Here is a 26,449-nt window from a genome sequence, read left to right as displayed (position 1 = left end):
GTTCATCATGTGCCGGACCCCGGCGGCAGTTCGATGGCGACGTTCGTCGCCTTGACGCTCGCGGCCGCCAGCATGCCGGGCTCGAGGCCGAGCTGGTCGGCGGCCTCCCGGCTCATGAGCGAGACGACCCGGAACGGCCCGGCCTGCAGGTCGACCTGCGCCATGACGCCGTCGCGCTGTACCCGGATGACGAGTCCGACGAACCGGTTGCGGGCCGACGCGCGGGCAAGCGGGAACGCCTCCGCGAGCGCGGTGCCCGTGCCGGCCTCGGCCATGAGCGGCACCAGGTCGGTGCCCTCGACGACGAGCATGCCGTTCGCACCGCGCGTGGTTGCGAGGCGGCCCTGAGCGGACCAGCGGCGTACGGTGTCGTCGCTGACGCCGAGTAGAGCGGCCGCCTCGCTGATGCGGAACCGCGTCACGGCTGCATCCGCACATGCGTGTCCATGCCGGTAGCATAGCCGCGAAAGCGGCGAGCCGACGCCCGAGGATGCTCCCCCGTAAAGCCTGAGAGAATCGAGGCATGGCCCCGATCGACCCCGACTCGCCCCGCTACGCCCGCCAGCGCGTGCTGCCGGGATGGGGCCCCGACGCCCAGCGCAGACTCGCCGAGGCGCGCGTCGTCGTGCTCGGAGCCGGCGGGCTCGGCAGCTTCGTCGTGCCGGCCCTGGTCGCCGCCGGCGTCGGCACCCTGGTGCTCGTCGACGACGACGACGTCGACCTCACGAACCTGCACCGCCAGACCATCCACATGCCCGCCGACATCGGCCGCCCCAAGGTCGATTCGGCAGCGGATGCCGCAGCCGCCCTCTCCCCCGACACCGATGTCGTCACTCTGGCGAGGCGGGTCCACGCCCCGAACGCCGCCGACATCCTCGCCGGGGCCGAGCTCATCGTCGACGGCACCGACGACCTGTCCACGACGTATGCAGCGGATGCCGCGGCGTCCCGTCTCGGGATTCCGCTCGTGTGGGGATCCGCCGCCCGGTTCTCAGGACAGGTCGGCGTCGCCTGGGACGCGCACGGCATCTCGTACCGCGATCTCTTCCCCGAGCCGCCCGCCGACGGCGGCCTGAGCTGCGAGATCGACGGCATCATGCCCACCGTGTGCACGGTGACGGGCGGTCTCATGGCGGGCGAAGCGCTGAAGCTGCTGACGGGCGTGGGCGAGCCGCTCCTCGGAAGGGTCGCCGTGTTCGACGGCCTGACCGGGCGTACGCGCGAGATCGTGTATCGGCGCGCGGAAACGGGGGTGGGTCTCGAGACGCGTCCGGCTACGCCGGGCGCTCCTCGACCCGCAGAGGCGGCTACGCCGGGCGCTCCTCGACCCGCAGGGCCGGCTACGCCGGGCGCTCCTCGACCCGCAGGGGCGGCTGCGCCGGCTCCTCGACCCGCAGGGGCGGCTACGCCGGGCGCTCCTCGACCCGCAGCAGTGGCCCGACCCACGAGATCGCGTGACATGTCGGCCGAGGAGGTGGCGGCCGAGCTCGAGCGCGACGACGCTCCGCTCCTCCTCGACGTGCGCGAGCCGTGGGAGGCCGAGATCGCGTCGATCCCGGGTTCGACGCTGATCCCGTTGGGAGAGCTCGGCGCCCGCGCCGTGGAACTCCGCGGCGCGGCATCCGTCATCGCATACTGCCACCACGGGGTCCGCTCGGCACGCGCCCTCGACCTGCTCGACGCGGCCGGAATCTCGAACGCGAGGCATCTCGCGGGCGGAATCGAGGCGTGGTCGCGCACCGTCGACCCGAACGTCGCGCGGTACTGATGACCGACCGCATCCCGGTCGACGAGCACGCCGCCTTCGTGCGGTCACTGCTCGCAGGGCTCGGGGCTCGTCCGACGGAGCGGGTCGCGCTGGCCGGCGCGCTCGGTCGCATCACCGCGTCGCCCGTGGAGTCGCCGGTCGCCCTGCCTCCCTTCCGCAATTCGCAGATGGACGGCTTCGCGGTGCGTGCCGATGACGTGACGGATGCCCCGGTCTCGTTGCCGATCGTCGGCGAGATCGCCGCGGCGCCCGGAGTGCCGGCACCGCTCGTGCCCGGCACGGCCGCGCGCATCATGACCGGCGCGATGCTGCCCGACGGTGCCGACGCGGTCGTGCCCGTCGAGGACACCGAGCCGGTCGGTGGCGACGTGGTCGGTGTGCTCGTCCTGCGTCCTCGACGGGCGGGGGAGTACGTGCGCGAGGCCGGTTCCGACCTCGCCGCCGGCGAGGACGTGCTGCCTGCCGGCATCCGGCTCGCGTCGCGCCATCTCGCGGCGGTCGCGGCATCCGGCCTCACCCATGTGTTGGTGCGCGAGCGCGTGCGGGTCGCGGTCATCAGCACCGGCAGCGAACTGGTGGCGCCGGGCGAGGCGCTCGGCCCGGGGGAGATCCCCGACGCGAACGGCGTCGCACTCGTCGCTGCGGTGCGCGCGGCCGGCGCGGTGGTCGTGCACGAGGGGCGGGTCCGCGACGATGCGAACCGGCTGCGGGGCGAACTCGATGCCGCCCATGACGCCGGTGCCGAACTGGTGCTGACGAGCGGCGGCGTCTCGATGGGCGCCTACGAGGTGGTCCGCGAGGTGGTGGTGCCGCTCGGCGGGTGGGTCGGCACCGTGGCGATGCAGCCGGGCGGGCCGCAGGCGGCGGGCGCGTATCGCGGCATGCCGGTCATCGGGTTCCCGGGCAATCCGGTGAGTGCGCAACTCTCGTTCGAGCTGTTCGTCGCTCCAACGATGCGGGCGATCGCCGGGCTCCCACCAGCGGAGCACGCGCGGCTCGAGCTCGCGGAGCCGCTGCGGTCGGTCGCCGGCAAGCGCCAGTTCCTGCGCGGCCGCCGCACCGCCGACGGCCGGGTGGTCGTGGTCGGTGGGCCCGGATCGCACCTCGTGGCGGCGCTCGCGGCATCCGACCTGCTCATCGTCGTGCCCGAAGAGGTCGAAGTCCTCGACGCGGGCGCGCTCGTGGATACCGTGGAACTATGACCTCGCTCACCCACCTCGACGACGACGGCCGTGCTCGCATGGTCGACGTCGGCGCCAAGCCCGTGACCCGCCGGGTCGCCATCGCCGAGGGCCGCCTCGACACGACCGCCGAGGTCGTCGCGCTCGTCCGCAGCGACGGCCTGAAGAAGGCCGACGTGCTGCCGACCGCTCGCATCGCCGGCATCTCGGCGGCCAAGCGCACGAGCGAGCTCATTCCGCTCGCGCACATCGTGCCCCTCGACGCGGTGTCGATCGACTTCGGCTTCGAGGAGGCCGCCGTGACCATCCGGGCGACCGCGTCGACGACCGCGCGTACCGGCGTCGAGATGGAGGCGCTCACCGCGGTCGCGCTCGCCGGCCTCACCCTGCACGACATGGGGAAGGCCGTCGACCCGGCGGCACAGCTCGGCGGCATCCGGCTCGTCGAGAAGCGGGGCGGCAAGGGCGGGGTCTGGCGAGCGGATGCCGCGGGGTCGGGTGGCGAGGACGAGGCGGGTTTCGAGACGCGACCGGCTGCGGCGGGCGCTCCTCGACCCGCGGGATCGGCGACCGTGCTCGTGGTCTCGACACGAGCCGCCGAGGGAGTGGCCGACGACCTCACCGGACCGGTCATCGCCGCCTGGCTTCGCGAACGCGGATTCGACCCCGGCGAGCCGGTGGTCGTCGCCGACGCCGACGTGTCCGACGCGATGCGCCGCGCGGTCGCGGGGTCGCCGGCCGTGCTCATCACCACCGGCGGCACCGGCGTGAACCCCGGCGACGAGACCCCCGAGGCGACGCTCGCCGTGCTCGATCGCGACCTGCCCGGCGTGGCCGAGGCCATCCGCAGCGCGGGACGCGTCGCCACGCCGACTGCCGCGCTGAGCCGCGCGCTCGCCGGGGTCGCCGGACGCACCGTGGTCGTGAACCTGCCCGGCTCGCGTGGTGGCGTGGCCGACGGGCTCCGGGTGCTCGACGACCTGCTCCCCCACCTGCTCGACCAGGTCGCGGGCGGCGACCACGGGCCGCGCGACACCTCGGTGCCCGAGGCCGACATGGCCGAGGCGGCGTCAGCGGATGAGGAGGCGTCGGATGACTGAACCCGAGGTCCTCGCGCTGGTGACGTCCGAGCGCATCGTCCGGTCGGCGATCGAGGCGTTCGTGACCACGCGGCAGGATGGCGCCGTCGTGACGTTCGAGGGGATCATCCGCGATCACGACCACGGCGCATCCGTCACCGCGCTCGACTACGAGGCGCACCCCGAGGCCGAGCGCTTCCTCCGCGAGACGTGCGTCCAGGTCGCCCGCGAGACCGGGCTTCGCGTCGCCGCCGCGCACCGGGTGGGGGCGCTCACGATCGGGGATGTCGCGCTCGTGGCATCCGTCGCCGCCCCGCACCGTGCCGAGGCGTTCGCGGCGTGCGCGCTGCTCGTGGACCGCATCAAGGAGCGCACGCCGATCTGGAAGCGCCAGCACCTCGAGGGCGGCACCACGGAGTGGGTCAACCTCTGACTCAGGCGCTCCGACTCAGACGGCGGCGCTCGACGCCGAGAGCGCTTGCCGGCGCACCGCACCCGGCGTCGTTCCCATCGTGCGGGCGAACGCTCGGGTGAAGGCCGCCTCCGACTGGTAGCCCAGTTCGGCGGCGACCTGTGCCACCGTGGCATGATCATCGCGCAACCGGCCTGCCGCGACGGTCATGCGCCAGCGCGTCAGGTAGGCCATCGGCGCCTCGCCCAGCATCCCCGAGAATCGCGCGCTGAACGAGGACCGCGACATCGTGGCTGCGCGTGCGAGCTGTTCGAGGCTCCAGTCGCGGCCGGGTTCGGCGTGCATCGCCTCGAGCGCGCGGCCGATCCGGTCGTCCTGCAGCGCCAGCAGCCAGCCGTCGCGACCGGTGGGATCATCTGACAGCCAGGCGCGGATGGCCTGCACGACGAGGACGTCGGCGAGCCGCGTCGCCACCGCCTCCGCGCCGGGCTGGGCGCGGGTGAGCTCGTCGGCCATGAGTCGGAGGGTGTCGCGGATCGACGACGCCATGGCGGGCGCATCGCCGCGCACCGTCAGCACGCTCGGCAGTCCGCGGACCAGTTCGCGGGCGGCAGGGTCATCGAACGCGACGATCCCGCAGATCAGACGCGTCGCCCGCCCGCCCCCGCCGTGCCGGAGCACCGAGTAGTGCGGGCCCAGGTACTGCTGCGGAAGCCGATCCACTCGGGGTGACGGCCCGATGCCGGGCGCACTCATGATGTCGTGGCCACGGCCGCGGGGCACGAGCGCAAGGTCGCCGGCCCGGAGCTCCACGGGGTCGGCGCCGTCGACGCGCAGCCAGCACGAGCCGGTCGTCGGCACGTGGAAGCTCACCGAGTCGGCGATCGCCGGCATCTCCAGGCCCCACGGCTCGGTGAGCTCGGACCGGCAGTAGAAGACCCCGCGCATCCGCAGCGTCTGCAGGACTCGCGCGATGCGGTCGCGGCCTTCCCACGGTGGTGTGGCATCCATACCTCGATTCTGCCCGCTGTCCTCATCGAACGTCCTCGAGCGCTGGACGAATGAGCAAGGATCGCGGATCTTCCGGCATGGTGCGACCGCTCGGGTCCTCCTACCGTCGGTTGCACGAACAACCTCGATGAAGGAGTGGAACATGTATGCAGTAGCAGGAGCAACGGGACGCGTCGGATCGGCAACGGCACGCGAGCTGCTCGCCGAGGGCGCGGCGGTGCGGGTCCTCGTTCGAGACCACCGACGTGCCGCGGAATGGATCCGGCAGGGCGCCGAGGCCCGCGTCGTCGACCTCGCCCGATCGACGAGCGCTGCAGCGGGCGATCGAGGGGTGCGACGGCTTCTTCGCGCTCCTCCCGTTCGACCTCACGGTCGACGACCTCGACGCCTACGCCGACGTGATCACGGCATCGGTGGCGGGGGCGGTCGCCGACAGCGGTGTTCCGCACGTCGTGATGCTCTCGGCCGGGGGAGCCGACCTCGCCGAGGGAACCGGCCCCATCTCGGGTCTGCACCGAATGGAGCAGGCCCTGTGGTCGACGGGAACCGTGCTGACCGCACTCCGGTCGGGGCACTTCCAGGAGAAGGTCGGCGATCTCATCGAGGCGGCGCGCGCCGGCGTGTACCCGGTCTTCGCCGCGTCGGCCGACATCCCCGTTCCGATGGTGGCCACCCGCGACCTCGGGGTCGCGGCCGCCCGGGCGCTGAGGTCGCCGGATGCCGCGGGTGCGGCGATCGACGTGCGCGGGCCTGCGTATTCCGAGCGGGAGGTCGCGCGCGTGCTCGGATCGGCGCTCGGACGGGAACTCGACGTGGTCGTGCTTCCCGAGGACGCGTGGGTGCCCGCGCTGACCGACGCCGGATTCCGTCCGCACGCGGCCGAGAGCCTCGCCGCGCTCTACCGCGCCGACGCGAGCGGGCTGCTCGCACCTCGCGCGGAACGCGCGATCGACGTCGACACGCCGATCGAGACCACGATCGCCGCCCTCGTCAAGGGCCGGATCGCGGCCTGATCGTCGGCTCCCCTTCGCCGCTCAACCGCCGGCGAAGGGGGGCAGCACGTCCACCTGCGCCCCGAGGGGGGCGGCACTGTCGCGGTGCACGACCCCGTCGACGAGGAACGAACCGTTCGCGACGACCCGCGCCATCGCGTGGCCGTAGCGGGCGACCAGGAACTCCTTGAGCTCGCCGACCGTCGTGCCGGCGGCGTCGGTCGCCAGGGACTCCTCCTCGAGTCCGGCCGCCTCGGCCGCCGCGGCGAAATAGCGCACCAGCACTGCGGTCCGTGCCGTCACGGATGCCTCGACCACGGATGCCTCGACCACGGATGCCTCGCCCACGGATGCCTCAACCACCGATTCCTCCCATCGAACGTGCGGGCCGCACGAAGTCGGCGGCGTCGATGCCGTGGCCCGCCTGCTTCCCCCACATGGCCGCCCGCCCCCGGTCGGCGAGCTCGGCGTCGGACGCCCCGGCTCGCAGCATGCCACGCAGGTCGGTCTCGTCGTCGCCGAACAGGCACGAGCGCACGGTGCCCTCAGCCGTCAGGCGGGTGCGATCGCACGCAGAGCAGAACGACCGGGTCCCCGACGCGATGATGCCGCCCGTGGCCGGTCCGCCATCGACGAGCCACTCCTCGGCGGGTGCCGACGGGTCGTCGCGTCCGGCCGCTTCCAGCGTGAACCGCGTGCGAAGCACCTCGAGCAGCTCTTCGGCGGCGACCATGTTGTCGCGCTTCCATGTCTCGTCGGCATCGAGTGGCATCTGCTCGATGAAGCGGAGGCGGCATCCGTGGTCGATCGCCCAGGCGAGCAGTGCCGGCGCATCGTGCAGCGTCTCGCGCATCGCGACCGCGTTGATCTTCAGCGGGCCGAGACCGGCCCGGTGGGCCGCGGCGATGCCGTCGAGCACACGGGGCAGGCGGTCGCGCCGGGTGAGGCGGGTGAAGTGCTCGCGATCGAGGGTGTCGAGCGACACGTTGACTCGCGCGAGGCCGGCGTCTTTCAGCGCCTGCGCCGAGCGATCGAGTCCGATGCCGTTGGTGGTCATGGAGAGCGGGGTTCCGGGCGCTGCCGCAGCGCTCAACGCGATGATGTCGACGAGGTCGCCGCGGGTGAGCGGCTCACCGCCCGTGAACCGCACCTCGCGGACCCCGAGGTCGTGCACGGCGATACCGACGAGTCGCGCGATCTCGGTCGCGGAGAGCAGTTCGTCGCGCGGGATGACGGGCAGGCCCTCGGCCGGCATGCAGTAGGTGCAGCGCAGCGAGCACGCCGAGGTGATCGAGATCCGCAGGTCGTGGGCGACGCGGCCGAAGCGGTCGATGAGCCCGGGCACGTCGGGCCGGCCGTCAGTCGGCGGGGCCTCGGCGGGCGACCGCCGCACCGTCGGCATGCCGAGTGCGAGCGTGGTCATACCTCCACCATACGTGTCGATTCCCGCGCCGCGTCGGCGCTGGTCGCCCTGCGGCAGTGCGATCAGCGGCCCACACGACTCCTCGAGCGCTGCTCGGGTGGGGCCATCGGCTCCCATCCGCGACGAGCGGGTCGCGCCGCACGTCCGCCGTCGCCTGAGCGGTACACGATGTAGGGCCGGAACAGGTAGCCGACGGGCGCCGAGAACACGTGCACGAGTCGGGTGAACGGCCAGAGCGCGAAGAGCGCGGTCGCGGCGAGCACGTGCAGCTGGAACGCGAGCGGGACCTCGGTCATCAGCTCGGGCTGCGGCTGGAAGAGGATGAGGCTCCGGGTCCACGGTCCCACCGTGCCGCGGTACTCGTAGCCGGCGCCGAACACCTGGTAGAGCACCGTGGCCGCGGTGCCGAAGGCGATGGTCGCGCCGAGGAACACGTACATGGTCTTGTCCATGCGGGTCGTGGCGAGGAAGACCGGTCCGGTGGTCCGCCGGCGGTAGATGAGGATCGCCAGCCCCCCGATGGTGAGCACGGCGGCAGCCGTGCCGAGCACCGTCGCGCCGATGTGGTAGATCTCGTGGGAGATGCCGATCGCCTCGAGCCACTCGGCAGGCACGAGCAGTCCGACCGCATGGCCGATCAGCACGAACAGGATGCCGAGGTGGAATGCGGGCGACCCGATGCGCAGCAGACGGTTCTCGTAGACCTGGCTCGAGCGCGTCGTCCAGCCGAACTTGTCGTAGCGGTACCTCCAGATGTGCCCCACGATGAACACCGCGGCTGCGGCGTACGGGAAGGCGACCCAGAGCAGGATGTCGAGCGGGGTCATGAGCGCACCTCCGCAGCTGCGGCGCCGACCGGGATGAATGGCGGCAGTTCGACCGGTCCGCCGAGGCCGACCGATTCGGTGGGCGGACCCTCGTTGATGAGTCGCAGGTACCGTTCGCGGGTGCGCTCGTCGATCTCGGCGAGCGACATCCCGACCGCCTCGATGAGATCGGCGTACGGGCTGCCGACCGCGAGCAGTGCTGCGCGCAGCACCTCGATGCCCTCGCGATGCGAGGCGAGCAGCCGGTCGCCGACCGGCGATCCGCTGCGCGCCGCGAACTCGAGCACCGCGGGCAGATAATCGGGCAGTTCCTCGGCGTCGAACTCCCATCCGGCCGCGCGATACGCCTCGAGGAACGCGACGAGTGCCGCGCCCCGCCGGCGTGTGTCACCGGCGGCGTAATAGCTGAGGTACATGCAGCACTTGCGCTTGAGGTCGAACGTGGCGACGTAGCGGCGCTCGCGTTCGGCGGGCTCGAGCGGCTCGATGTCGTCCAGGAATGCGAGGAGCACGGCGCGCACCGGTGCGGGCAGCGTGCCCACCTCCCGGCGCAGCACCTGCAGCCGGTCGCCATAGGCGGCGTCGGGGTAGTCGAGCAGCAACGAGACCGCCATCTGCGTCGTCGCGCGATCGGCAGGCGACATCCGCACCGAGCGCACCGGCTCGGGCGCCTGCCGCACGCGGATCTGGGGCGTTCGGATGCCGCTCATGACGACGACTCCGGCGAGCGCGGCCCCGAGGGGCCCGACCCCGACGTCGACCCCGATGCCGCCGGGTTCCCGGGCGCCTCGGGCGTCCCCGGCCCGGACCGCGGCGGGAACAGTCCCTCGGGCGGGTCCCCGAGCCCGTCCCAGTTCAGCAGGTTGACGCGCCCGGGCGTCGATGGGCGGTCGGCGGTCTGTCGGCTCTGCAGCACGTGGAAGTTCTCGACCGCGACCGGGACCTGCGGCCCGCTCGACGAACCGAACGGGCCGGCGCCGCCCATGCCGGGGCCGCCGTCGTAGTCGAGCGAGCAGGCGATCTCCTCGAGCGCCTCGGCCTGTTCGACATGCGCCGTCGGGATCACGTACCGTTCCTCGTACTTCGCGATGGCGAGCAGCCGGTACATCTCCTCGATCTCCGCCCCCGTCATGCCGACGGACGCGGCGATCGACTCGTTCCGCTCGTCGCCGAGGTTGATGTCGCGCATGTACGAGCGCATCGCCGCGAGCTTGCGGAGGGTGGCCTGCACCGGCTGCACGTCCCCGGCCGTGAACAGCCCGGCGAGGTACTCGACGGGGATCCGCAGCCGGTCGATCGCGGCGAACAGGGTGCGGGCGTCCTCGCCGTCGGCACCCGAGTCGGCCACCACGTCGACCACCGGGGAGAGCGGCGGGATGTACCAGACCATCGGCATCGTCCGGTACTCGGGATGCAGCGGCAGCGCCACCCGGTACTGCTGGATGAGGCGCCAGATGGGGCTCTGCTGGGCCGCGTCGATCCAGTCGTCGGGGATGCCCTCGGCGCGGGCGGCGGCGATGATCGCGGGATCGTGCGGGTCGAGGAACACCGATCGCTGCGATTCGAGCAGGTCGTGCTCGTTCTCGACGGATGCCGCGGCGGCGACCCGGTCGGCGTCGTAGAGCACGAGGCCCAGGTAGCGCAGCCGTCCGACGCAGGTCTCAGAGCATACGGTCGGCAGGCCGACCTCGATGCGCGGATAGCAGAGCGTGCACTTCTCGGCCTTGCCGGTCTTGTGGTTGAAGTACACCTTCTTGTAGGGGCATCCGGTCACGCACATGCGCCAGCCGCGACAGGCGTCCTGGTCGACGAGCACGATGCCGTCCTCGACGCGCTTGTACATCGCGCCCGACGGACACGATGCGACGCACGACGGGTTCAGGCAGTGCTCGCAGATGCGCGGCAGGTAGAACATGAACGTCTGCTCGAACTCCATCGCGACGTGCTCGCTCATGTGCTGCAGGACGGGGTCGGATGCCGCGGTCTCGGTCGATCCGCCGAGGTTGTCGTCCCAGTTCGCCGACCACGAGATCGACATGTCGTCGCCGGTGATGAGGCTCTTCGGCTTCGCGACGGGCGTGTGGTCACCGGCCGGCGCGTTGAGGAGCATGTCGTACTCGTAGGTCCACGGCTCGTAGTAGTCGTAGATCTCGGGCAGCTTGGGATTCGAGAAGATCTTCGAGATCTTCGAGATGCGCCCGCCGGCCTTCAGCTTGAGCCGGCCGCGCTTCGTGCGCTCCCAGCCGCCCTGCCAGCGCTCCTGGTCTTCGTAGCCGCGCGGGTAGCCGATGCCGGGCCGCGTCTCGACGTTGTTGAACCAGACGTACTCCACACCCGTGCGGTTGGTCCACGCCTGCTTGCAGGTGACGCTGCACGTGTGGCATCCGATGCACTTGTCGAGGTTCATGACCATCGACATCTGCGCCATGACCTTCATCAGTACGTGACCTCCTGGCTGCGGCGGCGGATGACGGTGACCTCGTCGCGCTGGTTTCCCGTCGGTCCGAGGTAGTTGAACGCGAATGCGAGCTGCGCATACCCGCCGATGAGATGGCTCGGCTTCAGCAGGATGCGGGTCAGCGAGTTGTGGATGCCGCCGCGCAGGCCGCTCGTCTCGGCGCGCGGTACGTCGACGGTGCGGTCCTTCGCGTGGTACATGTACACGGTGCCCTCGGGCATGCGGTGCGAGACGATCGCGCGCGCGACGACCACGCCGTTGCGGTTGTACGACTCGATCCAGTCGTTGTCGCGCACGCCGATCTTCGCGGCATCCTCCCGGCTCATCCAGATCGTCGGTCCGCCCCGAGAGAGCGACAGCATGAAGAGGTTGTCCTGGTACTCCGAGTGGATCGACCACTTCGAGTGGGGGGTCAGGTACCGCACGGCGACCTCGGCGTGACCAGATGACGCGGGCGCTCCGCTCGGGTCGGTCGAGCCCACGGTCGGGGAGTCGCCGAACAGCCGGTGCAGGTCGAGCGGCGGGCGGTAGACCGGGAGGTTCTCGCCGAGCTCGTGCATCCAGTCGTGGTCGAGGAAGAAATGCATCCGACCCGTCAGCGTGTGCCAGGGCTTCAGGTGCTCGACGTTGATCGAGAACGCCGTGTACCGCCGCCCGCCGTGCTCCGACCCCGACCACTCGGGCGAGGTGAGCACGCTGACGGGCCGCGACGACACGTCGGCGAAGGTGATCCGGGATGCCTCGTGGTCCTCGGCCAGCTGCGCGATGCGCTGCCCGGTCTTCTGCTCGAGCTGGCGGAAGCCCTGCACGGCGAGGCGCCCGTTCGTGGTGCCCGACAGCGCGAGGATCATCTCGCACGCCCGAACGTCGGTGTCGAGCCGAACGGCACCCGCGGTGGGTCCGTCGAGCACGATCCCGTTGCGCCGCGCGAGGTCGGCCAGCTCGGGCTCGGGATGGAAGGTGATCGCCTTCGTGACCATGCCGAGCTCCCGCGGCAGCGGGCCCAGCGAACCGAACCGGGCGGCCGTGGCGGGGTAGTCGCGCTCGACCACGACGAGCTTGGGCATCGTCACGCCCGGCACCAGCGGTGCCCCGTCGACCACCGCGCCGTGCGGCGTCGCCATGGCGTCGGGCGTGTCGTGCTGGAGCGGTGCCGCCACGAGATCACGGCGGACCCCGAGGTGCACGGCGGCGAGTTCGCTGAAGCGCTCGGCGATGGTCTTGAAGATGTCGAAGTCGGTCCTCGTCTGCCAGGGCGGCGCGATCGCGGGGTTGAACGCGTGCACGAACGGATGCATGTCGGTCGACGAGAGGTCGTGCTTCTCGTACCAGGTCGCAGCGGGCAGCACCACGTCGGAGAACAGGGTCGTGCTGGTCATGCGGAAGTCGCTCGTCACCAGCAGGTCGAGCTTGCCCTCTGGCGCCTCGCGCCAGGCGATGTCGCGCGGTCGCCGCTCGGGTGGTGCCTCGGACGCCAGCACCGCGGCATCCGTGCCCAGGAGGTGCTTGAGGAAGTACTCGTTGCCCTTGCCCGAGGAACCGAGGATGTTGGCCCGCCACACGTTGACGACGCGGGGGAAGTTCTCGGGTGCGTCGGGGTCCTCCACGGCGAAGTGGAGGCTGCCCTCCTTGAGCCGCCCCATCGCGTAGTTCGCCGGGTCGTCGCCTACGGCATCGGCCTCGTCGACCAGGTCGAGCGGGTTTCGGTCGAACGTGGGATAGCTCGGCATCCACCCGCGCTTGACCGACTCCACGAGGCAGTCGGCGGTCGTGCGACCGGCGAAGGCGCCCCTCGCGAGCGGTGACGCGAGCCGGTCGGCGGGAAGGCCGTCGTACCGCCACTGGTCGGTGGCGAGGTACCAGAACGCCGTGCCGATCATCGCGCGCGGGGGCCGCGCCCAGTCGGCCGCCGTGCCGTACTGATTCGAGCCGGTGAGCGGCCGGACCTTCTCCTGCCCGACGTAGTGCGCCCAGCCGCCGCCGTTGACGCCCTGGCATCCCGTCATCGTGGTGAGCGCGAGGAACGTGCGGTAGATCGTGTCGGAGTGGAACCAGTGGTTCGTGCCCGCACCCATGAGGATCATCGAGCGGCCGCCCGAGCGCTCGGCGTTGTCGGCGAATTCACGGCCGATGCGCTCGGCCTTCGCCGCCGGCACCGACGTGATCTCCTCCTGCCACGCGGGCGTGCCGGGCGACGTGGGGTCGTCGTACCCCGTCGGCCAGAGCCCGGGAAGGCCGAGGGACTCGCGCGGCACGCCGTACTGCGCGAGCAGCAGGTCGAAGACCGTCGTCACGGTACGGCCCTCGACCGTGGCGACGGGCACGCCGCGGCGGACCACTCCGGCGCCGCCTTCGTGCTCGCGGCCCGGCTCGGGCGCGACGTCGAAGCGCGGCAGGTCGACGGCGACGGATGCCCCGCGCCACTGCTCCCCGTCGGCGATCGACAGCAGGGGGTCGATGTCACCGAGGTCGAGGTTCCATGCCCCCTCGTCGTCGGCGCTGAACCGGTGCCCGAGCGACCCGTTGGGAACGACCGGCTCGCTGTTCGCGGTGAGGAGCACGGTCTTGAACTCGGCGTTCGTCGCGCGGGCGGTGAATCCGCCGAGGTCGGCCGCCGTGAGGAACTTGCCCGGCACCCACGCGTCGCCGCGCTCATCGAGGGTGATGAGGTACGGGGCATCGGAGAACCGCTTCAGGTAGTCGACGAAGCGCGGGGTGCGTCGGTCGACGAGGAACTCCTTCAGGATCACGTGACCCATCGCCATCGCGAGCGCCCCGTCGGTTCCGGGGTGCGGCGCGAGCCATTCGTCGGCGAACTTCGTGTTGTCGGCGTAATCGGGTGAGACGGTGATGACCTTCTGGCCGCGATAGCGCGCCTCCGCCATGAAGTGGGCATCGGGAGTGCGGGTGACGGGCACGTTCGAGCCCCACATCATGAGGTACGACGAGTTCCACCAGTCGGCCGACTCGGGTACGTCCGTCTGGTCGCCGAAGACCTGTGGGCTCGCGACGGGCAGGTCGGCGTACCAGTCGTAGAACGACAGCATCGTGCCGCCGATGAGGTTGATGAAGCGGGCCCCGGCCCCGTGCGAGACCATCGACATGGCGGGGATCGGAGAGAACCCCGCGATGCGGTCGGGCCCGTAATTCTTGATCGTGTGCACGTGCGCCGCTGCCACGATCTCGGATGCCTCGTCCCAGGTGGTGCGGACGAGGCCGCCCTTGCCGCGCGACCGCTTGTAGGCCCGGGAGCGCTCGGGGTCGTCGGTGAGGTCGGCCCACGCCAGCACCGGGTCCCCCAGTCGGGCCTTCGCCTCGCGATACGCCGACACGAGCACGTCGCGAACGTACGGGTAGCGAACGCGGGTCGGGGAGTACGTGTACCAGCTGAAGGCGGCGCCTCTGGGGCATCCGCGGGGCTCGTACTCGGGGGAGTCGGGACCCACGCTCGGGTAGTCGGTCTGCTGGGTCTCCCACGTGATGATGCCGTCCTTGACGTAGACCTTCCACGAGCAGGAGCCCGTGCAGTTGACGCCGTGCGTCGAACGCACCACCTTGTCGTGCGACCAGCGGTCGCGGTAGAACGCGTCGCCCTGGCGCCCGCCCTCGAGGTAGACCGAGCGCTGGTCGGGCGAGACGCTGCCCGGCCGCACGAACCGGCCCATCGACAGCAGTGCGGAGGCGAGGGGCCCGTCGGTCGCCGGCTCGGTCGAGGTGCTGGTCGCTTGGCTCACAACGGCCCTCCCGGGGAACAGGCGGCAAGCGTCACCCTGAGGCTCGGCGTCACTGCCGCGGTCTTGGCCCCATTATGCGCTGTGTTGCGATGCACGGGAATGGAGGCCGCCGGAACCGAGCCGATTCGACCGGAGGATCCCCGCCGGATGTGCTGGCGCGCCACGCGGCGCGCGGATATGGTCGGCACCAGCAGTGCGACACGACGATCTCGCAGGGCAAGGGGGCCGACATGCAGGCAACGTCGACGCAACCGGAACGCACCGCGCTGCGAGGTCGATTCGGCCAGGTCCTGCTGGCGACCCTCGCGTCGACGGTCGGATTCTGGGCGTGGATGGTGATCGCGCCGCTCCAGAAGACGTACGCCACGGAGATGGGCCTCGATGAGGGCCAGATCTCGCTCATGCTCGCCATGCCGGTGCTGGTGGGAGCGCTCGGGCGCATCGTCACCGGTGCCCTCACCGATCGGTTCGGCGGGCGCAGGATGTTCACCTTCGTGCTGCTCGCGGCCGTTCCGCCCCTGCTGCTCGTCGCCTTGGCGGGCGTGCTGGGCAGCTTCCCGCTGCTGCTCGTGGCGGGCTTCCTCCTCGGTATCGCCGGCACCGTGTTCGCCGTCGGCGTGCCGTTCTCGAGCGCATGGTACGAGCCGAAGCGCCGCGGTTTCGCGACCGGCGTGTTCGGCATGGGCATGATCGGCACCGCGGTCTCGGCGTTCTTCACGCCGCGGCTGGCGGAGAGCATCGGGTACCTGCCGACGCACCTGCTCATCGCGGCGATCATGGTCGCGACCGCGATCGTGGTGTGGCTGTTCCTGCGGGATTCGCCGCTGTGGGAGTCGAGCCACCAGCCGCTCGTTCCGAAGGTCCTCGGCGCGCTGCGGCTGCCCATCACGTGGGAGATGTCGTTCCTCTACGCGATCGTGTTCGGCGGCTTCGTCGCGTTCTCGACCTTCCTGCCGAAGTACCTGACGACGATCTACCCCGACGAGGTCGATCCCATCGGAGCGGGCACGCGCACGGCCATGTTCGCCGCCGCGGCCGTGATCGCCAGGCCGATCGGCGGCGTGCTGTCCGATCGCTTCGGGCCCAAGATCATCTCGCTCATCTCGCTCGCGGGCATCGTGGCCCTCGCCTATATCGTCGGCCAGCAGCCGCCCGAGGGCATCGTCACCGGCGTCACCTTCCTCGCGATGGCCGGGGCGATGGGACTCGGAATGGGCGCGGTCTTCGCCTGGGTCGGGCCGTCGACGCCGAAGGACAAGGTGGGGGCGGTCACCGGTGTCGTCGCGGCGGCCGGCGGCCTCGGCGGGTACTTCCCGCCCCTGGTGATGGGTGCGACGTACAACGCCGAGACGAACTCGTACGCGCTCGGGTTGTGGCTGCTCGTGCTCGTCGGCGCGTTCGCGCTCGTCGTCGCGGGCATGCTGCGCGACGCGCGACCGAGCGCCTGAGCACCCCGGTCGATGGTCCTATGGATGTCGATTCTTGGTGAGGTCGGTTTTGAGGTCGTTGAAGACTTGGCGGGCGACGTAGCGTTTCAGGGCGCGGGTGGTGTCGCGTTTTGAGAGGCCTTCGGTGAGTCTTCGGGTGATGTAGGCGCGGGGGTCGGGGGCGGTCTTCATCCGGCCGATGATGATCATGTGCAGCGCTCGGTTGGCTTGCCGGTCGCCGCCGCGGTGCAGTCGCATCCGGTGGGTTTGTCCGGACGATACTGGGACGGGTGCGGCTCCGCAGAGTCTGGCGAATGCGGCGTCGCTGGTGATCCGGTCGATGTTCTCGGCGGCGGTGATCAGGAACTGGGCGGTGGTGTGGACGCCCAGCCCGGGACGAGCGAGCAGAGTTGGTGCGGTCGCCGTGGTCAGGGCGCGTAGTTCCTGATCTGCGGCGGTGATCTCGTCGTTCAGGGCGGCGACGCGGTGACCGAGACGTTTCAGGGCATGCTCGGCTGCGTGTGCCGGATCGGCGTACCGCCCGGTGTCGGGTTGGAGTGCGGCCGCGTGTTTCGCGATCGTGGGCAGGCTGAATCGGCGGAGTTGTTCCCGCAGCGGGGTGGGCGCGGTAACGAGGAGGTCCTTGATCTGGTTCAACGCCTGCGTGCGGGACTTCACCGCGGAATTCCGCACCAATGTCAGCATCCGGATCGATTCGATGACACCGGTGGTGTCCTTCGGGATCGCGGTCGCCATCCCGGCGAGGACTTTCTGCGCGGCAGCGATCGCGTCGCTGCGGTCGTCCTTGCCGCGTCGGGCGCGGGTGGCCTTGTCGGTGGTGTTCACTTGGAGGACGTGGATCCCTGCACCGGTCAGCGCCCGAGTCAAGCCGGCACCGTACGAGCTGGTCAGCTCGACCCCGATCCGGTCGATGATCCCGTACGAGCCGGCCCAGTCCACCAGTGCCTGGTAACCGGCCGGCGTCGCCGGGAACGCGGCGTCGCCTTCGAGCCGGCCGTTCAGATCAAGCACTGCCGCGTGATGGGTGTCCGTGTGCGTATCGACACCGACGACGACAGTCGTGCCCGGGACGGGCGCGTTCGGGGTGGGTAGCATGATGGGTGTCTCCTCTCGAGTGATCGATCGGATGACCGCACCGGGCCGGGCGGACAAGACATTGAAGAGTCGGCGGACAGGGTCCTATTAGGTCACATCCCACGCCCGGCCCGGTCTCCCGAACCGACGTGATCGACAAGCCCCGAGCAGGGCCGACAAATCGGCCGAATGACATCACAACGAGTCCGTCGAGTAGCAGGTCAGACCCAACCCGAGACCGCCACCACCATTCTCAATGTCGAGTAGCGCCCGGCGCAGCCGGACGCGTATCGAGACGGGCCCGCGTCTCGGTCGTCGAGTAGCGCCCGGCGAAGCCGGACGCGTATCGAGACGCGTGTCGTCACACTGGGACAGCGCCGCGACGTCTGCGAGCACTGAGCCGCCGTATCGTCCCGCGAGCGGATCGCTGAACGCGACCCGGCGACGCTTGACCCCACTGGGCGTCGAACCGTCTCGAAAGCCGATCCCTTCGGGAGAACACGCGGAATCTACCGGTTCAGTCAGAGAAGAGATTCCTCCTGTGCAGAGGGACGCTCAACGGGACGTCCTTGTATTCAGGAGTCGGCCCGAGGACCGGAGATTCGGCTACCAGAGCGCTGATGCCTACCCGTCGGCGGGCCAGCTCTCGGCGAGGGCGCTCGCTCGAGCGGACAGGTCGGCGAGCGAGCCGTTGCCGGCACCCACCGCGAGGCCCACGACGAACGTACTGAGCGGGGCGGCCGGTCGCGCCACGCCGTGGGCGATGTCGCGGGCGAGGTCGAGGATGGTGCCGACCGGAACGGTGGCGGGGTCGATGCCGAGTTCGGCCGCCAGGGCGGCGAGCCACCGGTCGAGCGTGTCGGGGGACTGCTGGTCGTTCACTGCGCCGCCTCCTGTTCGGTGGAGCGGGCTCGTTCGAGGTCGCTCCACGTGTCGATGTCGTGGGTGCTGCCGCCGTCGGCGACGAGGGTGAGGTCGAGGGATGCCGCGAGCCGCCGCATCGACGCACCCGTGACGCCGCGCTCGAGTTCGAGGACGTCGAGCGAACGCTCGAGCGACGAGCGCGAGTAGATCGCGGCGAGCCACTGGGTGTTGCCGTCGGCGTCGACGAGGCACACGCCGTCGCCGACGCTCGCCTCCGAGCGTGCCTCGCCCAGGCGCCGCGTGGCGTCGTGGGCGTCGGGCATGTCGCGGGCGAGCACGAGGACGTCGTCGTTCGGTGATCGAGTCGCGCCGCGCGCAGCGCGACGCGGATCGAGATCTGGGTCGCCCGGTCTCGATACGCGTCCGGCTTCGCCGGGCGCTACTCGACCACCGGGGACGCCGAGCGCCGCGAGGCCCGCGGCGACTGCTGCGACCGGGCCGCCGAACGGTGGGTCCTCGCGCACCACCGTGCAGCCGGGCGCATCCAGTTCGGACGGACCGACCACGATGATCCGAGCGCATCCCACCGTTCGTGCCGCATCGATCGCGATCGAGAGGAGGCTCCGACCACCGACCACGAGGTCGGGCTTGCTCGCGCCGCCCAGCCGCTCTGCACGCCCGCCTGCGAGGATGATCGCGTCGAGCGGGCCGGGCGCACCAGCGGGGTTCATCGCGTGACCGCCACCTCGACCGTGTCTCCCTCGGCGACGTGCTCCATCTCTTCGGGGACCACCGCGAACCCGTCGGCGGCCGCGAGCCCGCCTACGAGGTGCGAGCCGGAACCGCCCGCGGTCGCGGGACGTACGGTCGGCCCGTCGGCTCCTTGGCCCACCACGATCGGCATGTACTGCCGCTTGCCGCCGGGCGACCGCCAGCCGACCTCCGCGACGGCTCGCCACGTCGGCCGCATCACCTCGGCGCGTCCCTGCAGGCGCAGGAGCGCCGGGCGGACGAAGGCCTCGAACGACACGGCGACGCTCACCGGGTTGCCCGGCAGCCCGAAGACCGGCGTGCCGTCGGACAGGGTCCCGAATGCCTGCGGCTTGCCGGGCTGCATCGCGACCGTCGCGAAGCGAACCGTACCCAGTTCGCCGAGCACCTGGCGCACGACGTCATGAGCGCCGACGCTGACACCGCCGGCGAAGACGACCAGGTCGCACGCCCCGCGTCGATCGAGCCAATCGCGAAGCGCCGCGGGATCGTCGGCGAGGCGTAGCCGCTCGCTCACGACGCAGCCCGCCTCGGCCACGAGCGCCGCGAGCAGCAGCGAGTTCGAGTCGTGGATCATGCCCCGGCCGAGCGGCCGCCCTGGCTCGACCAACTCGCTCCCGGTGGCGACCACGGCGACCCGAGGGAGGGCGGTCACGGGCAGCTCCGCGTGGCCGGCGGCCGCCGCCGCGGCGATCCGGCGGGCACCCAGCGCCATGCCCGCGGTGAGGACCCGGTCGCCGGTGCGCAGGTCCTCCCCGCGGAGGCGGATGTGGTGGCCCGGGCGGGGAGCTCGGCGGATCGCGACGCGCGTGGCGGCGGCATCCGTCAGCTCGACCGGGACGACGGCGTCGGCACCGGGCGGAATGGGCGCGCCCGTCATGATGTGCGCGGCCTGGCCGGCGCCGATCGAGACGTCACGCGCGGGACCGGCGGGCAGGTCGGCGACCACGTCGAGCACGACCGGGGCGTCGGAGCCCGCCGTCGCGACATCCGCGCGGCGCACCGCGTAGCCGTCCATGGCCGAGTTGTCGAACGACGGCAGGTCGACGAGCGCGTCGACGGAGGTCGCCAACGTGCGGCCCGCGGCATCCGACAGCGGCACCCGCTCGACACGGGCGACCGGCGTGACCGTCGTGAGGACCCGCTCGAGGTGCTCGTGCACCGGGATGAGGGTACCGACGCCGTCGGGCGCCGCCGGGGTGGTCGGCATACTTCCACGCTAGTCGACCGGTGACAGCGGGTGCCCCGGTCACTAGACTCCCGCCATCGGGGAGGAGGACGTCATGTCGTTCATCACCAGGGGATTCAGCGGTCGCAGTCGCGAACACGACGACCGGCTCCCACCCGGCCAGACGCTCGTGCACGATTTCCCGGTGCTGTCGGCAGGACCGACCCCCGACATCGACACGGCCGACTGGGAGTTCACCGTGCGCGCCGAATCGGGCGAGCGCAGCTGGAACTGGGACCAGTTCATGTCGCTCGAGATCGACGAGGTCGACACCGACAGCCACTGCGTGACCCACTGGTCGAAACTCGGCACCAAGTGGCGCGGCGTGTCGCTCGACACCATCTTCGAGCACGTCGAGACCGACCTCGACTACGTCATGGCGCACAGCTATGGCGGGTACACCACGAACGTGCCGCTCGACGAGCTGCTCGACGCCAAGGCGTGGATCGCGTTCGAGTTCGACGGCGAACCGCTCGAGGCCGAGCACGGCGGACCCGCGCGACTGCTCGTGCCGCACCTCTACTTCTGGAAGAGCGCGAAGTGGGTGCGCGGGCTGGAGATGATGGACCAGGACGAGCCCGGCTTCTGGGAACAGAACGGCTACCACATCCACGGCGACCCCTGGAAGGAAGAGCGCTACTGGTGACCGACTCGGTCGGTTCCTCCGTCGGCCGGGTGACGGATGCCGCAGCGGGGCCCTCGTCGGTTTCGCCGATCGCCGCCGTGCCACGCTCCGGATGGCACGTCGCGACGGTGGTCGCGGCCCGCAAGGAGACGCCGAACGCGGCACGGCTCGAGCTCGACGTCGACGGATGGCCCGGCAACGCCGCCGGGCAGCACCTCGACATCCGGCTCACCGCACCCGACGGCTACACGGCGACGCGCTCGTACTCGATCGCGTCGTCGGGTCCGGGTGCCCGGGTGACGCTCGCGATCGACAAGCTGCCCGACGGCGAGGTGTCGCCGTTCCTCGTCGACGAGGTGCGCGAGGGCGACATGCTCGAGGTGCACGGGCCGCTCGGCGCGTTCTTCGTGTGGCGGCCGGCGGCCGAACGCCTGGCGGTCGACGGTGTGCGGCCGGTGCAGCTGATCGCCGGCGGGTCGGGGGTCGTGCCGCTCTTCGCCATCGCGAGCGCGCATGCGGCGGCCGACGATCCGACGCGATTCCGCCTCCTCTATTCCGTGCGTACGCCCGACGACATCTACTTCGCCGACGAGCTCCGGGCGCTCGCGTCGGCGTCGGCGCCGTTCCAGGTCGACTACGTCTACACGCGGCGAACGCCCGAGGGCTGGCCCACGGCGCCCGGGCGGATCATGCGCGACACGCTCGAGGCCGCGGTGATCCCGGCTGCGGAGCATCCGCTCGTCTACGTCTGCGGTTCGACGGGATTCGTCGAGCGCATCGCCGACTGGATGGTGGAGTTCGGGCACGATCCACGTTCGATCCGCACCGAGCGCTACGGAGGCTCGTGATGACCCATCTCGACGGCAACTCGCTCGCCGGACCGCTCGCGGAGTACTTCGCGTTCGACGTGACGATGGCGGTCGCGCGGTGCGACGGATGCGGCACCTCGGCCGAGCTCGCTCGGGCGATGGTCTACCCGAGCGGTGCCGGCACGGTGGTGCGGTGCGGCACGTGCGACCGGGTGCTCATGACGGTCGTCGAATCCGAGGACCGGGCGTGGATCCGGTTCACCGGGGTCGGCGCGATCGAAGTGCGCCGAGACCCGCTGGTCGACGAGCGGCCGGCGTAGCCGGACCTGTCTCAACTCCGACCGATCTGCGAGGCTGGGGCGATGTGGATCGGCTGGATCGAGTTCGACCTGCTGCTCGGCGACGTGCACTCGTTGAAGGAGAAGCGAGGCGTGCTCCGCCCGATCCTCGCCGACCTTCGGCGAACGACCGAGGCGAGTGTGGCCGAGGTCGCTCAGCAGGACCTGCATCGCCGCGCCGTCATCGGCGTGGGGGTCGTGGCGTCGGGGGCCGAGCGGGTGACCGACACGCTCGACCGCGCCGAGCGTCTCGTGGCATCGCGTCCCGACGTCATGCTCCTCTCGGCGCGCCGGCGGCTGCGTCGGAGCGACGACGACTGATCACGCGACGAGCGCTCCGTCCTTCCACACCGATGCCACGAGCGGAACGCCCGGCCGGTACGCGAGGTGCACGTGGCTCGGCGCATCGAGCAGCACGAGGTCGGCGCGCGCACCCGGGCGGATCACGCCCACATCCGTTCGCCGAAGCGCCGCCGCACCGCCCGCGGTCGACGCCCAGACCGCCTCGGCCGGGGTCATCCGCATGTCGCGCACGGCCACCGCGATGCAGAACGGCATCGAGCTGGTGAAGCTCGATCCCGGATTGCAGTCGCTCGCGAGCGCCACCGTCGCGCCGGCGTCGATGAGGCGACGTGCGTCGGGATACGGCTGGCGGGTCGAGAACTCGACGCCCGGCAGCAGGGTGGCGACGGTGTCGGATGCCGCGAGGGCCGCGACATCCGCGTCGCTCAGGAAGGTGCAGTGATCGACGGATGCCGCGCCCAGCTCGACCGCGAGGCGCACTCCGTCGCCCTCGCCGAGCTGGTTGCCGTGCACGCGCACCCCGAGGCCGACGGCGGCGCCCGCCTCGAGCACGCGACGGGACTGCTCGGCCGTGAAGGCGCCGCGCTCGCAGAACGCGTCGATCCACTTCGCGTGCGACGCGCACGCGTCGAGCATCTCGCCGACGACGAGGTCGACGTAGGCGTCGGGGCTCTCGGCGAACTCGGCCGGCACCACGTGCGCGCCGAGGAACGTGACCTCGGCGGTGACCTCGCGCGCGAGGCGCACGAGCCGCTCCTCGTCGGCGACCGACAGGCCGTAGCCCGACTTGATCTCGAAGGTCGTCGTGCCCTGACCGTGCAGCCCGGCGACGAACTCGGCGAGGCGGGCCCGCAGCTCGTCGTCGGTCGCGGCGCGCGTGGCCGCGACGGTCGTGCGGATGCCGCCCGCCTCGTAGCGGCGCCCGGCCATGCGTGCGGCGAACTCCTCCGCCCGGTCGCCGCCGAAGACGAGGTGCGTGTGCGAGTCGACGAAGCCGGGGATGACCGCTCGGCCGCCCACGTCGACGATGTCGGGTGATCGAGTGGCGCCCGGCGAAGCCGGACGGGTATCGAGATCTGCTGCGTCTCGATACGCGTCGCCGCCGGCGGCGGCGGCGCCACTCGACGCCCGGCTGCCGACCCACGTGATGCGGCCATCTTCGAGGCGCACCGCGGCGTCGCGGATGATGCCGAGCGGGCCGCCGTCGCGGTCAGGTGCCGGATCGTTCGTGACCAGCTCGCCGATGTTCGTGATGAGTGTGCGGCCGGCTCGCGGCATCCGTCAACCTTCCATCATGGGCACACGCAGACCGCGCTCGCGAGCCACCTCGACCGCACGGTCGTAGCCGGCGTCGACGTGCCGCATGACGCCCGAGCCGGGGTCGTTCACGAGCACGCGAGCGATCTTCTCCGCCGCGAGCTCGGTGCCGTCGGCCACCACGACCTGCCCGGCGTGGATGGAACGGCCGATGCCGACGCCGCCGCCGTGGTGGATCGAAACCCACGTCGCGCCCGATGCCGTGTTGAGCAGGGCGTTGAGCAGGGGCCAGTCGGCGATCGCATCGGAGCCGTCGGCCATCGCCTCGGTCTCGCGGTAGGGCGAGGCCACCGATCCCGAGTCGAGGTGGTCGCGGCCGATGACGACGGGCGCCGAGAGCTCGCCCGAGGCGACCATCTCGTTGAACCTCAGCCCGGCGAGGTGGCGCTCCTTGTAGCCGAGCCAGCAGATGCGCGCGGGCAGGCCCTCGAAGTGCACCTTCTCGCCCGCCTGCGTGATCCAGCGGCGCAGGTGCTCGTCGTCGGGGAAGAGCTCGAGGATGGCGCGGTCGGTGGCCGCGATGTCGGCGGGGGCGCCCGAGAGCGCCGCCCAGCGGAACGGTCCCCTGCCCTCGGCGAAGAGCGGCCGGATGTAGGCGGGCACGAAGCCGGGGAACTCGAACGCGCGGTCGTAGCCGCCGAGCTCGGCCTCGCGGCGGATCGAATTGCCGTAGTCGAAGACCTCGGCGCCCTCGTCCTGGAAGCCCACCATCGCGGCCACGTGCTTGGCCATGCTGCCTCGAGCGCGGGCGGTGAAGCCCTCGGGGTCGCGTTCGGCCTCAGCGTGCCAGTCCTCGAATGCGACGCCGACCGGCAGGTACGAGAGCGGATCGTGGGCGCTCGTCTGATCTGTGACGATGTCGACCTTCAGGTCGCCGGCGCGGTGGCGCAGGAGCAGGTCACCGAACACGACGGCGGCGTTGCCCACGACGCCGACCGACAGCGCCTCGCCCGCGGCCTTCGCCGCCGTGACCCGTGCGATCGCGGCCTCGAGATCGGTGGTGTACTCGTCGAGGTAGCCGTGCTCCACGCGGCGCTGCAGGCGCGACTCGTCGACATCGACGATGAGCACGGCACCGCCGTTCATCGTCACGGCCAGCGGCTGGGCGCCGCCCATGCCGCCGCATCCGGCGGTGAGCGTCAGCGTGCCGGCCAGGCTGCCGCCACCGTGCTCATCCGACTCGCCCTTCCGGGCGGCGAGCGCCCGGGCGACCGCCCCGAAGGTCTCGTACGTGCCCTGCAGGATGCCCTGCGTGCCGATGTAGATCCAGGAGCCGGCGGTCATCTGGCCGTACATCGTGAGCCCGGCCTGCTCGAGGCGGCGGAACTCGGGCCACGTCGCCCAGTCGCCCACGAGGTTCGAGTTGGCGATGAGCACGCGCGGCGCCCACTCGTGCGTGCGGAAGACGCCGACGGGCTTGCCCGACTGTACGAGCAGCGTCTCGTCGGACTCGAGCTCCTCGAGCGTGCGCACGATGGCGTCGAACGCCGCCCACGACCGGGCGGCCTTGCCCGTGCCGCCGTACACGATGAGGTCCTCGGGGCGTTCGGCCACCTCGGGGTCGAGGTTGTTCATGAGCATGCGCAGTGGCGCCTCGGTCTGCCAGCTCTTCGCGGTGAGTTGCGAGCCGCGTGCGGCGCGCACGGTGCGGGTGGGTGCATCGGTCATGATCCGATCACAGCGCACCCGGCACCAGTCGACAACGGATGCCGCGGTGCGGTCGTCCGGGATCCCAGACGCCCCGGCGCATCCCGGTGGGGCGGGCGGACTCAGCCGAGCGTCACGCCGCGGGCCGCCATGAACGGGATCGCGTCGACGGCCGTGCCGTCGAGGTGCACCTCGAAGTGCAGGTGGCATCCGGTCGATGCACCGGTGGTGCCGACCGTGCCGATGAGCTGGCCCGCTGTGACGGCTTGTCCGGGCGAGACGAGGATGCCGCCGGGCGAGAGGTGTCCGTACCCGGTGTCGACGCCCTCACCGTGCTCGATGAGGATCCAGTTGCCGAGGCCGCCGTTCGGCCCGGCCGAAAGCACGACGCCGTCGGTGGCGGCGAAGACCGGTGTGCCGCAGGATGCCGCGAGGTCGGTGCCGCGGTGGAAGTCGTTCACGCCGGGCAGCGGCTTGTTCGGCCGCGGGCCGAAGCGGTCGGTGATGCGACCGGCGACCGGCGACGACCAACCCTGGGCGCTCAGCTGACCGGAGTCGGCGGGAAGGGATTCGAGCAGCAACGAGACATCGCTCGACGCCAGGCGGGTGTCGAGATCGCGCGACTGCAGGGTGGTCAGCGCCTGTCGTGCCGCCGCAACCGCCGCCTCGGCGCTCGCGACATCGGCCTGGCGGTCTTCGACGGGAACCGCGTCCACCGCCTCCCACGCGGCGTCGGCCCGAGCCTGGGCGGCGTCGGCGGCGTCGCCTCGGCGCTGGGCGATCTCGAACAGCTGGTCGGCGTCGCCGTGGATCTGCGCCACGCGCGCCACGCCGCCGAGTCCGGCGAGCAGGTCGTGACCGGCGCCGAAGACGGCATCCATCGAGGAGAACGTCGTGCCGTCGCCCTGTGCGGCGGCGAAGTAGGCGCGCATGGCGGCATCGGCGTCGAGCTGCGCCTCGTCGGCGACGAGCTGCAGTCGCTCGGCGATGGCGCGGGCGACGTCGCGGGTTTCACGTGCATCGGCCAGCGCCGCCTCGGCACGACGGAGGTCGGCCACCGCGGCGTCGAGCCGCAGACGCGCCTGGGCGAGGGCCGCCGTCTGCGGGTTGGCACTGCCGCTCGTGCGCACGACCGTCGAG

General features: G+C 71.4%; 25 protein-coding genes. 10 read left to right on the top strand and 15 right to left on the bottom strand.

Going from position 1 to position 26,449, the window contains the following annotated elements:
* Nucleotides 1-5: 5 nt before the first annotated feature.
* Nucleotides 6-422 carry a molybdopterin-binding protein gene (locus tag HUS56_RS00125; protein ID WP_173921379.1) on the bottom strand — a complete coding sequence of 139 codons (417 nt, stop codon included), beginning with the start codon at nucleotides 420-422 and terminating at the stop codon, nucleotides 6-8.
* Between the two features lie 101 nt (nucleotides 423-523).
* Here HUS56_RS00125 and HUS56_RS00120 point away from each other — a divergent pair, with 101 nt between their 5' ends.
* From HUS56_RS00120 to HUS56_RS00105, 4 genes are read left to right on the top strand one after another with little or no spacing between them, the layout of a single operon-like run.
* A complete protein-coding gene (locus HUS56_RS00120) occupies nucleotides 524-1,768 on the top strand; it encodes a ThiF family adenylyltransferase (protein ID WP_173921378.1) in 1,245 nt (414 codons plus the stop codon).
* Complete coding sequence (glp, locus tag HUS56_RS00115; RefSeq protein ID WP_173921377.1) at nucleotides 1,768-2,970, top strand: gephyrin-like molybdotransferase Glp; 1,203 nt, start codon at nucleotides 1,768-1,770, stop codon at nucleotides 2,968-2,970. Before HUS56_RS00120 ends, glp (HUS56_RS00115) begins: the two co-directional genes overlap by 1 nt.
* Nucleotides 2,967-4,049 carry a bifunctional molybdenum cofactor biosynthesis protein MoaC/MoaB gene (gene moaCB / locus HUS56_RS00110; RefSeq protein ID WP_173921376.1) on the top strand — a complete coding sequence of 361 codons (1,083 nt, stop codon included), beginning with the start codon at nucleotides 2,967-2,969 and terminating at the stop codon, nucleotides 4,047-4,049. Before glp (HUS56_RS00115) ends, moaCB begins: the two co-directional genes overlap by 4 nt.
* On the top strand, nucleotides 4,042-4,461 hold the full coding sequence (locus HUS56_RS00105; RefSeq protein WP_173921375.1) for a molybdenum cofactor biosynthesis protein MoaE: 420 nt from the start codon (nucleotides 4,042-4,044) through the stop codon (nucleotides 4,459-4,461). Before moaCB ends, HUS56_RS00105 begins: the two co-directional genes overlap by 8 nt.
* A gap of 15 nt (nucleotides 4,462-4,476) precedes the next feature.
* On the opposite strand, the gene HUS56_RS00100 is transcribed toward HUS56_RS00105, so the two are convergent.
* Nucleotides 4,477-5,451: an AraC family transcriptional regulator gene (locus tag HUS56_RS00100; protein ID WP_173921374.1), complete on the bottom strand. Its 975-nt coding sequence runs from the start codon at nucleotides 5,449-5,451 to the stop codon at nucleotides 4,477-4,479.
* 245 nt (nucleotides 5,452-5,696) lie between these two features.
* Between HUS56_RS00100 and HUS56_RS00095 the strand changes: the two genes are divergently transcribed.
* Entirely contained in the window at nucleotides 5,697-6,464 is a 768-nt protein-coding gene (locus HUS56_RS00095; protein ID WP_254431210.1) for a hypothetical protein, read from the top strand.
* Nucleotides 6,465-6,485: 21 nt separating this feature from the next.
* On the opposite strand, the gene HUS56_RS00090 is transcribed toward HUS56_RS00095, so the two are convergent.
* The 6 genes from HUS56_RS00090 to HUS56_RS00065 form a co-directional block, all read right to left on the bottom strand.
* Entirely contained in the window at nucleotides 6,486-6,806 is a 321-nt protein-coding gene (locus tag HUS56_RS00090) for a MoaD/ThiS family protein (RefSeq protein ID WP_371808277.1), read from the bottom strand.
* The gene (gene moaA / locus HUS56_RS00085; RefSeq protein WP_173921373.1) at nucleotides 6,799-7,866 is read right to left on the bottom strand and encodes a GTP 3',8-cyclase MoaA; all 1,068 of its coding nucleotides are present in this window, start codon (nucleotides 7,864-7,866) and stop codon (nucleotides 6,799-6,801) included. The genes HUS56_RS00090 and moaA overlap by 8 nt, the downstream gene beginning before the upstream one ends.
* A 62-nt stretch (nucleotides 7,867-7,928) precedes the next feature.
* On the bottom strand, nucleotides 7,929-8,693 hold the full coding sequence (gene narI, locus HUS56_RS00080; RefSeq protein WP_173921372.1) for a respiratory nitrate reductase subunit gamma: 765 nt from the start codon (nucleotides 8,691-8,693) through the stop codon (nucleotides 7,929-7,931).
* A complete protein-coding gene (narJ, locus tag HUS56_RS00075; RefSeq protein ID WP_173921371.1) occupies nucleotides 8,690-9,403 on the bottom strand; it encodes a nitrate reductase molybdenum cofactor assembly chaperone in 714 nt (237 codons plus the stop codon). The genes narI and narJ overlap by 4 nt, the downstream gene beginning before the upstream one ends.
* The gene (gene narH, locus HUS56_RS00070) at nucleotides 9,400-11,130 is read right to left on the bottom strand and encodes a nitrate reductase subunit beta (protein WP_173921370.1); all 1,731 of its coding nucleotides are present in this window, start codon (nucleotides 11,128-11,130) and stop codon (nucleotides 9,400-9,402) included. Before narH ends, narJ begins: the two co-directional genes overlap by 4 nt.
* Nucleotides 11,130-14,816, bottom strand: a complete 3,687-nt coding sequence (locus tag HUS56_RS00065) for a nitrate reductase subunit alpha (protein WP_173921464.1) — start codon at nucleotides 14,814-14,816, stop codon at nucleotides 11,130-11,132. The genes narH and HUS56_RS00065 overlap by 1 nt, the downstream gene beginning before the upstream one ends.
* Nucleotides 14,817-15,115: 299 nt before the next feature.
* Between HUS56_RS00065 and HUS56_RS00060 the strand changes: the two genes are divergently transcribed.
* Nucleotides 15,116-16,333 (top strand): MFS transporter, encoded by a 1,218-nt coding sequence (locus HUS56_RS00060; protein ID WP_173921369.1) that lies wholly within the window; start codon nucleotides 15,116-15,118, stop codon nucleotides 16,331-16,333.
* A gap of 18 nt (nucleotides 16,334-16,351) precedes the next feature.
* Here the strand turns inward: HUS56_RS00060 and HUS56_RS00055 are convergent, their stop codons facing one another.
* The 4 genes from HUS56_RS00055 to glp (HUS56_RS00040) form a co-directional block, all read right to left on the bottom strand.
* Complete coding sequence (locus HUS56_RS00055; RefSeq protein ID WP_173921368.1) at nucleotides 16,352-17,428, bottom strand: IS110 family transposase; 1,077 nt, start codon at nucleotides 17,426-17,428, stop codon at nucleotides 16,352-16,354.
* A 603-nt stretch (nucleotides 17,429-18,031) separates the two neighbouring features.
* A complete protein-coding gene (locus tag HUS56_RS00050) occupies nucleotides 18,032-18,289 on the bottom strand; it encodes a DUF6457 domain-containing protein (RefSeq protein WP_173921367.1) in 258 nt (85 codons plus the stop codon).
* Nucleotides 18,286-19,002 carry a molybdenum cofactor guanylyltransferase gene (locus tag HUS56_RS00045; protein WP_173921366.1) on the bottom strand — a complete coding sequence of 239 codons (717 nt, stop codon included), beginning with the start codon at nucleotides 19,000-19,002 and terminating at the stop codon, nucleotides 18,286-18,288. The genes HUS56_RS00050 and HUS56_RS00045 overlap by 4 nt, the downstream gene beginning before the upstream one ends.
* On the bottom strand, nucleotides 18,999-20,252 hold the full coding sequence (glp, locus tag HUS56_RS00040; protein WP_173921365.1) for a gephyrin-like molybdotransferase Glp: 1,254 nt from the start codon (nucleotides 20,250-20,252) through the stop codon (nucleotides 18,999-19,001). The genes HUS56_RS00045 and glp (HUS56_RS00040) overlap by 4 nt, the downstream gene beginning before the upstream one ends.
* A gap of 73 nt (nucleotides 20,253-20,325) precedes the next feature.
* Between glp (HUS56_RS00040) and HUS56_RS00035 the strand changes: the two genes are divergently transcribed.
* Genes HUS56_RS00035 through HUS56_RS00020 form a run of 4 tightly spaced genes read left to right on the top strand, consistent with a single transcriptional unit; the run spans nucleotide 20,326 to nucleotide 22,363 of the window.
* Nucleotides 20,326-20,916 carry a sulfite oxidase-like oxidoreductase gene (locus HUS56_RS00035; RefSeq protein WP_173921364.1) on the top strand — a complete coding sequence of 197 codons (591 nt, stop codon included), beginning with the start codon at nucleotides 20,326-20,328 and terminating at the stop codon, nucleotides 20,914-20,916.
* Nucleotides 20,913-21,743 carry an FAD-binding oxidoreductase gene (locus HUS56_RS00030; protein WP_371808276.1) on the top strand — a complete coding sequence of 277 codons (831 nt, stop codon included), beginning with the start codon at nucleotides 20,913-20,915 and terminating at the stop codon, nucleotides 21,741-21,743. Before HUS56_RS00035 ends, HUS56_RS00030 begins: the two co-directional genes overlap by 4 nt.
* Nucleotides 21,743-22,024, top strand: coding sequence for a DUF6510 family protein (locus HUS56_RS00025; RefSeq protein ID WP_173921363.1), 282 nt, complete (start codon nucleotides 21,743-21,745; stop codon nucleotides 22,022-22,024). The genes HUS56_RS00030 and HUS56_RS00025 overlap by 1 nt, the downstream gene beginning before the upstream one ends.
* Nucleotides 22,025-22,066: 42 nt before the next feature.
* Nucleotides 22,067-22,363, top strand: a complete 297-nt coding sequence (locus HUS56_RS00020; protein WP_173921362.1) for a DUF503 domain-containing protein — start codon at nucleotides 22,067-22,069, stop codon at nucleotides 22,361-22,363.
* On the opposite strand, the gene hutI is transcribed toward HUS56_RS00020, so the two are convergent.
* The 3 genes from hutI to HUS56_RS00005 form a co-directional block, all read right to left on the bottom strand.
* Nucleotides 22,364-23,623 carry an imidazolonepropionase gene (gene hutI, locus HUS56_RS00015; protein WP_173921361.1) on the bottom strand — a complete coding sequence of 420 codons (1,260 nt, stop codon included), beginning with the start codon at nucleotides 23,621-23,623 and terminating at the stop codon, nucleotides 22,364-22,366. It abuts the gene before it with no gap.
* Nucleotides 23,624-23,626: 3 nt separating this feature from the next.
* Entirely contained in the window at nucleotides 23,627-25,330 is a 1,704-nt protein-coding gene (gene hutU / locus HUS56_RS00010; protein WP_173921360.1) for a urocanate hydratase, read from the bottom strand.
* A gap of 101 nt (nucleotides 25,331-25,431) precedes the next feature.
* Nucleotides 25,432-26,449, bottom strand: a 1,018-nt coding sequence (locus HUS56_RS00005) for a M23 family metallopeptidase (protein WP_173921359.1), incomplete at its 5' end; no start/stop codon positions are given.

Source organism: Agromyces sp. Marseille-P2726 (assembly GCF_902809835.1).
GTDB lineage: Bacteria > Actinomycetota > Actinomycetes > Actinomycetales > Microbacteriaceae > Agromyces.
Note: the sequence above shows the minus strand (reverse complement) of the source record. Positions and strands in the feature narration are given on the sequence as shown.

Excerpts from the sequence above, each read along its gene's own strand:
- HUS56_RS00120 (WP_173921378.1), top strand. The coding sequence starts at position 524 with ATGGCCCCGATCGACCCCGACTCGCCCCGCTACGCCCGCCAGCGCGTG.
- glp (WP_173921377.1), top strand. The coding sequence starts at position 1,768 with ATGACCGACCGCATCCCGGTCGACGAGCACGCCGCCTTCGTGCGGTCA.
- moaCB (WP_173921376.1), top strand. The coding sequence starts at position 2,967 with ATGACCTCGCTCACCCACCTCGACGACGACGGCCGTGCTCGCATGGTC.
- HUS56_RS00105 (WP_173921375.1), top strand. The coding sequence starts at position 4,042 with ATGACTGAACCCGAGGTCCTCGCGCTGGTGACGTCCGAGCGCATCGTC.
- HUS56_RS00100 (WP_173921374.1), bottom strand. The coding sequence starts at position 5,451 with ATGGATGCCACACCACCGTGGGAAGGCCGCGACCGCATCGCGCGAGTC.
- moaA (WP_173921373.1), bottom strand. The coding sequence starts at position 7,866 with ATGACCACGCTCGCACTCGGCATGCCGACGGTGCGGCGGTCGCCCGCC.
- narI (WP_173921372.1), bottom strand. The coding sequence starts at position 8,693 with ATGACCCCGCTCGACATCCTGCTCTGGGTCGCCTTCCCGTACGCCGCA.
- narJ (WP_173921371.1), bottom strand. The coding sequence starts at position 9,403 with ATGAGCGGCATCCGAACGCCCCAGATCCGCGTGCGGCAGGCGCCCGAG.
- narH (WP_173921370.1), bottom strand. The coding sequence starts at position 11,130 with ATGAAGGTCATGGCGCAGATGTCGATGGTCATGAACCTCGACAAGTGC.
- HUS56_RS00065 (WP_173921464.1), bottom strand. The coding sequence starts at position 14,816 with ATGGGCCGGTTCGTGCGGCCGGGCAGCGTCTCGCCCGACCAGCGCTCG.
- HUS56_RS00060 (WP_173921369.1), top strand. The coding sequence starts at position 15,116 with ATGCAGGCAACGTCGACGCAACCGGAACGCACCGCGCTGCGAGGTCGA.
- HUS56_RS00055 (WP_173921368.1), bottom strand. The coding sequence starts at position 17,428 with ATGCTACCCACCCCGAACGCGCCCGTCCCGGGCACGACTGTCGTCGTC.
- HUS56_RS00045 (WP_173921366.1), bottom strand. The coding sequence starts at position 19,002 with ATGAACCCCGCTGGTGCGCCCGGCCCGCTCGACGCGATCATCCTCGCA.
- glp (WP_173921365.1), bottom strand. The coding sequence starts at position 20,252 with ATGCCGACCACCCCGGCGGCGCCCGACGGCGTCGGTACCCTCATCCCG.
- HUS56_RS00035 (WP_173921364.1), top strand. The coding sequence starts at position 20,326 with ATGTCGTTCATCACCAGGGGATTCAGCGGTCGCAGTCGCGAACACGAC.
- HUS56_RS00025 (WP_173921363.1), top strand. The coding sequence starts at position 21,743 with ATGACCCATCTCGACGGCAACTCGCTCGCCGGACCGCTCGCGGAGTAC.
- HUS56_RS00020 (WP_173921362.1), top strand. The coding sequence starts at position 22,067 with ATGTGGATCGGCTGGATCGAGTTCGACCTGCTGCTCGGCGACGTGCAC.
- hutI (WP_173921361.1), bottom strand. The coding sequence starts at position 23,623 with ATGCCGCGAGCCGGCCGCACACTCATCACGAACATCGGCGAGCTGGTC.
- hutU (WP_173921360.1), bottom strand. The coding sequence starts at position 25,330 with ATGACCGATGCACCCACCCGCACCGTGCGCGCCGCACGCGGCTCGCAA.